The sequence below is a fragment of the Caulobacter sp. genome, assembly GCF_035254145.1.
Taxonomy (GTDB): domain Bacteria; phylum Pseudomonadota; class Alphaproteobacteria; order Caulobacterales; family Caulobacteraceae; genus Caulobacter.
Genome location: NZ_DATFAV010000006.1, coordinates 21,223 through 30,110 on the forward strand (window position 1 = coordinate 21,223; position 8,888 = coordinate 30,110).

The following is an 8,888-nucleotide window of genomic DNA, read 5'->3' on the forward strand; positions in this document are numbered from 1 at the left end:
ACAGCATGAAACGCGACAACAAGCCCGCCCTGCTCAATCGCCTCAACCGGGTCGAAGGCCAGGTTCGCGGTATCAGCCGCATGGTGGAAGACGACCGCTATTGCATCGATATCCTCACCCAGTTGCAGGCGGTCCGCGCCGCCCTGGCCAAGGTCGAGACAGAGCTGCTCCGCGACCACCTCGATCATTGCATCGAGGGCGCGATCATTTCCGGCGACAAGGATGAGCAACGGAGGAAATCCGAGGAGTTGATCGAACTCCTACGGAGGGGGATCCGATGATCACCCCTCGAACGGCGACGCGACCTCGGATCTGAAGGCGTCGTCCAGGCGCTAAGTCCGCACAGCGCCTGGCGCCGTTGCACAAAGACGGGCCATAGCGTCGAGATAGGCTAGGGACGCGTCTTCCAGTGTAAATCGTTCAGCTTGCTTGAGGCTTTGGTGCTCGTCTTGGGACGATGGCCGCGCCCTTGTTATGGCGTCGGCCAGCCCCTGCTCGTCCCCCACGGCGACAAGCTCGCCCATCGCGCCGTCGCCGAGCAGGGTCGCCATGCTGCGACTGCAATCGGTGGCGACGATGGAAATTCCCGCGGCCAGCGCCTCAAGAATGACCGCGGGAACGCCTTCATAGTTCGAGGAAAGAAGAAGGATGTCGAACGAAGGCAGAAGGGTCGCCGGCTCCGGGACATAGCCTCGAAAACGCACCTGGCGTTCGAGTCCCAGGCCCCGCGCGAGGTCTTCGAGCTTCGCGCGCTCAGGTCCGTCGCCGATCACCGTCAGGGTGTCGCCCTCCGCCGCGCCGCGTCCGAAGGCGCGAAGCATCAGCACTATGTTCTTTTGCGACGTGAGCCGGCCCACGCATACGAAACGCCGGCCAGCGCATTCGCTTCGGGCGCCGCCACGGCCCGCCCGAAGTCTTTCGATCAGCGGCCTGGACAAGGCCGGATCGGGAATGATCGTGATCCGGTCCGTCGATACGCCAAGGCTGCCGCGGATTTCGTCGCGCATCGGCGTCTCCATGCCGACGAAATGATCGATGAGCCGCCCCTGGGCCCTGAGCCACAAGCGGTAGAAGACGCGAAACCACCGGGGTTGATCGTGGCGATCCAGGTCGTTGCTGACCTTCAACAGGATCGGCGGACAGCTTGGGCCGAGCAGAATCTTGAGCGCCACCGCCACGACGGCATAGGTGTTGCCCGCGCAGAACAGGACGTCGGGGCGAAGCTTTCGCACGACCCTGGGCAGCGTCCAGATCATCCAGAGCGTTTCCATCTTCGCCACACACGGTCCCGTGGGGGGCGGCGAGATGAAATCGAGGCCCGCGCCGACGTCATCGCGCATGTCGCCGTCGGTTCGACCGACGAACAGCGACGCGTCAACGTTCAGCCCCCGCCACTGCCTCACCAGTCTCAGCGCAATGCGTTCGACGCCTCCCGGCTCGAAACTGTGCAGAAATGTCAGGACCCGCGGGTGGGCTGTGTCCGGCGTAGACACGTCCGTTCGACCATCCAGGCGATGTTCAAGCGTGGTCACGGGGCTCAAGCGCCACCCCGGGGCCATAACGAACGGTCGATCCGCTTGACATCGAACAGCGTGACCGGCCCACAGGCCGATAGCGTATGAAGGCCTTTCGAGTACGCCCCCGCGCTAGACGGCAAGCTGATTGGCGAAGACGCCTCGGCCTCGAAACAATTGGGATCGAGCTTGGATATCCGCAGCATCCGGACGCCACCGCCATAGGTGCGCGTGCAGTCCTGAACGGGCAGAGACGGCAAGCCGTCCTCGATCCACGCCGTCCCGCCGGGCCGGCTGGACGCCAGATCGTTACGGACTGGATTGCCCGGATGCGTCCGCCAAGGCCCGGTCAGGCGCTCGGCGAAGGCCAGATGAAGCCGCCCCTGCTTCCAGCGCTGGGGGCCGGTCGGGGAATAGGCCAGCCACCAGAGACCCTCGTGGCGAAACGGTGTGGCGTCGATCGCCGGCGTGTCCAGCTCCAGGCGAACGACGGGCTCCCAGACATGGGGAAACGCCGCCGCGCGGTAGAGCGTCAACGCGCCAGACCGGTAGGCCTCGGGCAGCATCCAGATTTCGCCGTCGGCTTCGAAGACCTGGGGATAGGAAAGATGCCAGGGCTCCTTGAGCACCACCGACCGCCGGATCGGCGAGAAATCCGCCCCCAGCTCGATAAGCTCGATGACACCGTGGCGTGTCCGATAGTCGTAGGCCTCGACGAACAGGTGCAGCCGGCCGTCACGCCAAAGGCCGAACGGGTCAGCCAGGAACTTCAGACGGCCTTCCTCGGCAAGCCAGTGAACGGCCGCGCCGGGCGGAAAGCCATGCCGGGCGACGTCGACGATCGACGCCTCGACCAGGCCGACTCGCCAGATGTCCCGCCCGGGGATCTTCACGCGCCAGTCAATCATGGGCGCCGCCCACGTCGACCGCCGTCGCAACGACCGGCCGGATCGGCCGCAGAGCTTGCGCCAGGTCGGCGACGCTCAACCCGACGATAACGGTCAGATGCAGGACCAGGGTGATGAACGCCAAGGCCGCCAGCAGCACCGCGACGGAGGAATGCGCGCCCAGCAGGAGCAGGATCAGGCTTCCGAACACCAGGTCCTTGTTGGAGATCAGCGGAATGCGCGACACCAGGCAGCGGATCGCGAGAAGCACGATCCATAGTCCAGGATCGACGTTCGGCAGCGCCATGCGCCAGACCAAAAGAGTGAGCGCCGTCCAAGCGACCAGGCGCAGGCCGAAGATCATGCCGACGTAGGCGAGCCGCCCCAAGCGTAGCGAAAACACCCGACGCCCAAAGGCCAGGACGCCGATCGAGATCACCATTGGAATAAGCCCCGACCACAAGGCAGGCCCGAGCCTACGGGCAAGGTCGAGGTCGCGCAGCTGCGTGATGCTGATCGCCGCCAACACCAGGGTCAGGAGATTGCCGAGCAGGGCCGAGACAATATTGACGTCCTTTATGGCGGCGAAGGGAGTGGACACCGCCCCCGACGCCCGCCGCGCCCAGACGTAGAGAAACGCCTCACCGCTGTAGCCAAGCAGAACCTCGTTGATGACGTTCTTGCGCAGCAGCGCCTTGAAGCCGGCCGGAGGCAGATTCCACAGCCGCCGGAAGACCACGAAGTCGAAGATCGGCTGAATGAGATAGAGCAGCAACAGCACCGGCCATACGAGGAGCGGAATCTGGCTGATCGTCTTCAGAACCTCCGAGGTCGCCCCGCCGAGCTGCAGGACGCCGGCCGCGACCAGGCCGAGCGACAACGCGCCGCCCAGCCAAGCCCAACGCCACCGCGGCTTCTCGCCCACGGCCTCGGCCGTCGCCCGATCCCCCACAACCGTCATGCGAGAGCCCCCGCCGCAATCGACCGGTAGTGACCGAAGAGGTCGGCGAAATGGTCGATATCGCGACGCACCCTGCCTGCCGCGTCCATCGCCGCGGACCTCAACGTTACGGGATCACGCGCCAGCAGGCGGCGAATGGCGACCGTGGCCGCCGCGGTGTCGCCTGCGCGATAGATTTCCGACGTCGCCGGTTCGGCCAAGTGGGCGAAGCCACCGCGATCCGGTCCAACCACCGGAACACCGCAAGCCATGGCCTCGGCTGGTATCAGGCCGAATGTCTCGGACTCGCAGCCATGCACGAGGGCGTCGGCGCTGGCCAGGTGCGCGGCCAGCAAGGCCCGATCGCGGATCGGCGGCAGGATCAGGACATGAGGGTTTCCCGCCGCCGCGCGCGCCACGCGCGTGCGGTCGATGCCGTCACCGATCAACACCAGGCCAAGAGGCGCATGGCTTCGCGCGCGCATCGCCGCCTCGATCACCATCGGCCAGCGCTTTTCCGGATGGAAGCGCCCCACGCCGAGGACAAGCCTGGCGTCATCGGAACAGCCGCAGGCGGCGAGAAGCCTGGACCTCAAGACCTCGTCTCGCATCGTGGGCGAGAATGCGCCGCGATCTATGCCCAGAGGAACGCTCGTTACGGCCTCGACGCCCTGCCCCGCCAGTCGGTCGGCGAGCCAGGGGCCTCCGGTCACGACCGAGCTGAAGCGGCTCGTCAGCCTGCGCAGATAGCTCCAAAACCACCCGAATAGTTGATCGATCCGCTGGGGACTGGCGATGGGGCCGAGCCACCGTTGGGGATAGGACGCCACTGGGTCGGCGTGCATGAACATGGCGCGCGGCGTTCGCCCCGGCCAGCGGGCGACGATCTCCGCGCCTCGCCAGGGCGAGGAGGCCTCGACCAGATCTGGCGCCAGGGCCTCGAGCTGACGGTGAACGGCCTCCGCATCCCAGAACATGTGATAATTGGCGTCGAATGGCAGCCGAGGCGCGCGGACCTGGATCACGCCGCCCGCGGAGCGGGGCTCGAAAGAATCTCGCGGTCCCGGCGCGATGACAAACAGTTCGTGGCCCAATTGGGTGGCCGCCTCGAACTTGCGGTCGATGTAGGTTCGCACGCCCCCGCCGGTGGGTGAATAGAACTCGGCGACATCCACAACCCGCATCACGATTCCCGTAAAAGCCCCACGTCCACCGCTAGTCCAACACCATGACGGTGTGATGCCGGTGGCCGCCTTCACAAAAGGACGACATGAGCCGGTGTAGGTCTCATCGATTTTCGAAATTCGATGTGGTGGCGGGGGAGTCGCGTCGTCTTGGTCGGCAGGGATCGGGCGGGCGCGTGGAAGGACTAGCATGGACATCAAGGCGCAGACGCACACCGGTGGTGCGCGCCCGTTGCGGATTGCCTTGTTCTCGGGGAACTACAACTACATCCTCGACGGGGCCAACAAGTCGCTGAACCGGCTGGTCAGCCACCTGCAGAGCACCGTGGGCGCGCAGGTCCGGGTCTATTCTCCAACGTCGCGGAATCCAGCGTTCGCGCCCGCCGGCCAGTTGATTTCGGTGCCTTCGGTCAAGATCCCCTTCCGCAGGGACTATCGTCTGGCGCTGGGCCTTCCTGGAGCGGTGCGCCGGGACGTCGAGACCTTCAGGCCCGACCTCATCCACCTCTCGGCCCCCGACCTCCTGGGCTCGGCGGCGCTTCGGCTCGGCCGGAGCCTGAAGGTTCCGGTGGTCGCCAGCCTGCATACGCTTTTCGACACCTATCTCGCCTACTACGGGCTCGGCCGGCTAAGGCCGCTGGTGCGGCGACAGCTCTGGAAGTTCTACGGAGCCTGCGACTACGTCATGGCCCCGACCGAGGCCATCGGCGACGAACTGAGAGCCCAGAACCTGTCCACCCAGGTCCGGACCTGGGCGCGGGGCGTGGACCCCGAACTCTTCCATCCCGGCCGACGCAGCGAGGCCTGGCGGATCAGCCAGGGCTTCGCCTCCGATCGTCCGGTGATCGTGTTCCTTGGCCGTATCGTCATGGAGAAGGGTCTGGCGTCCTTCGCCGAGTCCATCCGCCTGATCAAGGCGGCGGGTCATGCGCCCCAGGTGCTGGTCATCGGTGATGGCCCCGCCCGCGCCTGGTTCCAGGAACGGCTGCCCGAAGCGGTGTTCGCCGGCTTCCTTTCAGGCGCGGAACTGGCGACGGCTCTGGCCAGCGGCGACATCTTCCTGAACCCCAGCACGACCGAGACCTTCGGCAACGTCAATCTCGAGGCGATGGCCTGCGGCCTGGCCATGGTCTGCGCCGACGCGCCCAATACCCGCGCGCTGCTGCGGCATGGGTACAACGCCCGACTCTGCCCCGATCAACCAATCGCCTACGCCGAGGCGCTGGCTGAACTCGTGGTCGACGACGATCTGCGCCGGAGGCTGGGAGCCGAGGCCCTTGAGCGTAGCGCCGCCTTCCGCTGGACGGAGATTCTCGACGAGGTGATCGAGGTCTATGCCGAAGCCCTGGGCGCGCGTCACGCCGCGCCCGTCTTTCAGGCGCCAAAGCGCAGCCGCGCCGTTCCGGCCGAGCCGTCGCCCGCCGGCCTGCCCGCGCTGTAGACCCGGGCCTTCCGATGATCCCGACCACGCTCGACCGATATCTGCTCAGGCGAACGCTGACGCCGATGGCGGCCGTTCTGAGCAGCACGATGGTGGCGTTTCTCATGGAACGCCTGATGCGGTCTTTCCAACTGCTCTCTCAGTCCACGGACGGCTTCAAATTCCTGACCGAGCTACTGGTCAATCTCGTCCCACATTACGTCGGCTTGACCCTGCCCGGCGGCTTCTTCATCGGCCTGTTCGTGGTCGTCAACGGACTCAGCAAGAGTTCGGAGATCGACGCGATCCTGGCTAGCGGCATGTCCCTGGGCCGCTTCGCCGCGCCGTTCGTCGGCCTGGGCATCCTGCTGATGGCGTTCAGCGTGCTGCTCTTCGGGTTCGTGCAGCCCTACAGCCGCTATGCCTATCACGCCGTATTGCACGCCGCCGAGAAGGCGGGGTGGAATGGCGACGTCCGCCCCAAGGCCCTGCTCTCAAGCGGCCCCGTCTTCCTCACCGCCGATCGCGCCGACGCCAGCGGACGCCGCTTGGAGCGCGTCTTCATCCGCAAGATCGGTCCCGACGGACGCGAGGACGTTCTGACGGCGGCCTCGGCGAATGTGAACAAGAGCGCTCTCGATAGAAGCGTCACGCTGGACCTGCATGACGGCCGGCAGGTCAGCACGACCCCCGACCAAGCGGTCTATGTCGCCGATTTCGCGCGCTTCTCCTTCGAGATGCCGCTCTCGCTGTCAGGCAAGCTGTTTCGGGTCCGGGGCGACGATGTCAGCGAGCTGACGCTGATCGAGCTGGCGCGGCAGGGTTTTGGCAAGGGTCCGACCGCCCTGCCCCGGCAGACGTTGCTCGCCGAGTTCTACGCCCGGTCGTCGCGGGCCCTCATCCTCCCCCTCCTCCCCCTGCTGGCCGTCCCATTCGGCCTCAGCGCCAAGCGCGCGGGATCGGGTTCGGCCATGGCGGTCGGCGGAGTGCTGCTGTTTTTCTTCGAGACCTCAATGATCCTTGGGCAGGCCATGGCTTCAGGCGCGGGCCTTCCAGCGTTTCTCACCATCGGCTTGCCGACGGCCGTCTTCGCGACCACCTGCGTCACGACTTGGATCGTCAGCCGAAATCGCCCCGGCGAGAACCCGGTCAGCTGGATCATCGATCATATTGAAGCGCTCGTCGTCGCCATCGCTCGAGTGTTCGGAGCTCGCCGAAGCGTCACATAGATCCCAGTCAATCTCGGCGATTGGGTCTGGTCAGAACTTCTTTTGGAACATCATCAAGTCAGCGGCGCCGGTTCGTCGGTGTCTGCCGTTTGGCTAAGCCAGCAGACTGCGTGCGCGGTCACGGGCTGGAGATCTGACCCCCGCTTTGGTCACGTCGCGGCTTGAATATACAGTTACACTGTATATATCCGCACCTCGTCCCGGAGGTCGCGCATGTCCCCAGAAATGAACAAGGCCGTGGTGCGCCGGTTCAACGCCGAGGTGATCGCCCAAGGCGACCGCACCGTGTTCGAGGCGCTGATGGCTCCGGATTTCGTCAACCACGCGGCGCCGCCCGGCGCGCCCACTGGAGCCGAGGGGATGTGGAACACCTTCCAGAACGTCCTGCGCCCGGCTCTTTCCGACCTCCAGGTGATCATCCACGATCAGCTGGGCGAGGGCGACAAGGTCACGACCCGAAAAACCGTCACCGGCGTGCACACTGGCCCGCTGATGGGCGTGGCCGCGACCGGTAAGACCGTGACCATCGAGGTCATCGACATCATCCGCCTGGAGGGCGGCCGTTACGTGGAGCACTGGGGTCTCAACACTCTGCAGGCGACGCTCGACCAGCTGAAGCGGGGTTAGGTCCGTTGGCCGAGACCCTCGTCCCGAGCCTCGCCCTGGCCGAGGACCTCCGCCGCGCCATCGGCGCCTTCGTGCGGCATGTACGCGCCGAGGGCGACACCCCTCGCTCGGCCCAGACCGAGACTTTGGACCTGCTGGGCCGCGAGGGCCCGCTGAGCATCGCCGCCCTCGCCGCCAGGCGAAAGGTGAAACACCAAAGCATGCGCCTGGTGGTCTCCCAGCTCGAAGCCGAGGGGTTGGTCGACCGGATCGTCCATCCACGCGACAAGCGAGCCTGGAACGTCGCCCTGACCAAGGCCGGCGCTGCCTGGATCTCGGCCTCACGCCGAACCCGCGCCAGCGCGATCGCGCGGATGATCGCGCCTCTCTCGGCCGCCGATCGCGAGATTCTGCGCACGGTCACGGCGATCCTGGATCGCCTCGCCGCCGGCGACCAGGAACCACCGCCGCACCAACACGACCTTGGATTTCGCTAGATTTCTTGCGTGTTGTCGGTCGGGCCACGCTGAAGCGGGCTTTGGCGCGCCTCCATGAATACTACATTTTAGGCGGGCCTTGCTGATGACCATTGAGCTTGTTCAGCCGAAAGGTCTCGGCCTGGTCACCGAGCAGACGAAGTTGCGAGCGTCGCTCTTGTCTCCCGCGCCGCGATACCAGGCCTTCTGCGGATAAAGACACAGCGGCCTTTGGAGCGCGACCGAAGACCCGGCGTAGCGCGTCGCGATGACCTGCGACGGCGCGCGCCCCTTTTCCACCCATGCCGCCAGCGCCGTGAAGAGATCATATTGCGGCGTCAAGGAAGGTGGCGGCTTCACCACGGCGTTGGCTGTGTTGAAGGCGTCGGGTCCAGGCCCTCCGCCGCAGTGGGCCATGCCGGGGACCATGAATAGTCTCGCGAAGTTCTGCGCCTGTCTTACGCCGCCCGCCTCCTTGGCAATGCGGTCGTAAAAGGCGATCGACTGGTCGGGGGGTACAAGACTGTCGGCCCAGCCGTGATAGATGATCAGTTTGCCGCCACGGCCCCGGAACTTCCGCAGACTTCCGCGGGTGGCGTCGTTGACCGAGGCGTCGAGGGACGCATCGACCT

10 protein-coding genes are annotated in these 8,888 nt (G+C 65.8%); 5 read left to right on the forward strand and 5 right to left on the reverse strand.

Annotated elements, in window-relative coordinates:
- Nucleotides 1–5: 5 nt before the first annotated feature.
- On the forward strand, nucleotides 6–281 hold the full coding sequence (locus VJ655_RS00315) for a metal-sensitive transcriptional regulator (protein WP_324097389.1): 276 nt from the start codon (nucleotides 6–8) through the stop codon (nucleotides 279–281).
- Nucleotides 282–332: 51 nt separating this feature from the next.
- On the opposite strand, the gene VJ655_RS00320 is transcribed toward VJ655_RS00315, so the two are convergent.
- From VJ655_RS00320 to VJ655_RS00335, 4 genes are read right to left on the reverse strand one after another with little or no spacing between them, the layout of a single operon-like run.
- The gene (locus tag VJ655_RS00320; protein ID WP_324097390.1) at nucleotides 333–1,532 is read right to left on the reverse strand and encodes a glycosyltransferase; all 1,200 of its coding nucleotides are present in this window, start codon (nucleotides 1,530–1,532) and stop codon (nucleotides 333–335) included.
- A gap of 5 nt (nucleotides 1,533–1,537) precedes the next feature.
- Nucleotides 1,538–2,422 (reverse strand): glucosamine inositolphosphorylceramide transferase family protein, encoded by an 885-nt coding sequence (locus tag VJ655_RS00325; RefSeq protein WP_324097391.1) that lies wholly within the window; start codon nucleotides 2,420–2,422, stop codon nucleotides 1,538–1,540.
- Nucleotides 2,415–3,362, reverse strand: coding sequence for a hypothetical protein (locus VJ655_RS00330; RefSeq protein WP_324097393.1), 948 nt, complete (start codon nucleotides 3,360–3,362; stop codon nucleotides 2,415–2,417). Before VJ655_RS00330 ends, VJ655_RS00325 begins: the two co-directional genes overlap by 8 nt.
- Nucleotides 3,359–4,477 (reverse strand): glycosyltransferase, encoded by a 1,119-nt coding sequence (locus VJ655_RS00335; RefSeq protein ID WP_324097394.1) that lies wholly within the window; start codon nucleotides 4,475–4,477, stop codon nucleotides 3,359–3,361. Before VJ655_RS00335 ends, VJ655_RS00330 begins: the two co-directional genes overlap by 4 nt.
- A 238-nt stretch (nucleotides 4,478–4,715) precedes the next feature.
- On the opposite strand from VJ655_RS00335, the gene VJ655_RS00340 reads away from it, so the two are divergent.
- The 4 genes from VJ655_RS00340 to VJ655_RS00355 all read left to right on the forward strand — a co-directional run bounded on the left by VJ655_RS00340 (nucleotide 4,716) and on the right by VJ655_RS00355 (nucleotide 8,277).
- Nucleotides 4,716–5,966 carry a glycosyltransferase family 4 protein gene (locus VJ655_RS00340; protein WP_414646900.1) on the forward strand — a complete coding sequence of 417 codons (1,251 nt, stop codon included), beginning with the start codon at nucleotides 4,716–4,718 and terminating at the stop codon, nucleotides 5,964–5,966.
- A 14-nt stretch (nucleotides 5,967–5,980) separates the two neighbouring features.
- Nucleotides 5,981–7,174, forward strand: coding sequence for an LptF/LptG family permease (locus VJ655_RS00345; protein ID WP_324097395.1), 1,194 nt, complete (start codon nucleotides 5,981–5,983; stop codon nucleotides 7,172–7,174).
- Nucleotides 7,175–7,387: 213 nt separating this feature from the next.
- On the forward strand, nucleotides 7,388–7,801 hold the full coding sequence (locus VJ655_RS00350; RefSeq protein ID WP_324097396.1) for an ester cyclase: 414 nt from the start codon (nucleotides 7,388–7,390) through the stop codon (nucleotides 7,799–7,801).
- Nucleotides 7,802–7,806: 5 nt separating this feature from the next.
- Entirely contained in the window at nucleotides 7,807–8,277 is a 471-nt protein-coding gene (locus VJ655_RS00355; RefSeq protein WP_324097397.1) for a MarR family winged helix-turn-helix transcriptional regulator, read from the forward strand.
- 102 nt (nucleotides 8,278–8,379) lie between these two features.
- Here VJ655_RS00355 and VJ655_RS00360 read toward each other — a convergent pair.
- The coding region (locus VJ655_RS00360) for a tannase/feruloyl esterase family alpha/beta hydrolase (protein WP_324097398.1) at nucleotides 8,380–8,888 on the reverse strand (509 nt) is incomplete at its 5' end.